The 363-nt window shown below is 70.2% G+C and carries 1 protein-coding gene; it reads right to left on the bottom strand.

Features of this window, described 5'->3' with window-relative positions:
• Positions 1–363 (bottom strand): ABC transporter substrate-binding protein (locus AC1DYK_RS36355; protein WP_478170682.1); only part of this gene is annotated, 363 nt, incomplete at both ends.

The following is a 363-nucleotide window of genomic DNA, read 5'->3' as shown; positions in this document are numbered from 1 at the left end:
GCGGGCTTCCACGCCCACTGCTTCCAGGTGGGCGGGATGTAGCCCGCGCCGACCTGGCCCAGGCCGTCGAGCACCTTGTCGACGAGGGTCTGCTTGTCGGTCGCCAGCGCGATGGCGCGGCGCACGGCGGCGTCGGCGAGAGCCGGATTCCCGGTGCCGATCTTCTTCCCGGAGCGGGTACGGGCACCGGAGTTGAGGGCCACGCTCATCCAGCGGCGGCCGGCGTTCTGGAAGGCAGTGGTCCGCTTGTCGCTCTGCAGCGCCTTGAACTGGGTGGAATTCAGATCGGAGACGTAGTCCAGCTGGCCGCTGCGCAGTGCGGCGACGGCGCCGTCGACGGCCTTGTAGCGCTGCTGGACCAGG

The sequence above is a fragment of the Variovorax sp. P2_H12 genome, from assembly GCF_056403395.1.
The sequence above is the reverse complement of the archived record's forward strand: the minus strand, read 5'-3'. Positions and strand labels throughout refer to the sequence as shown.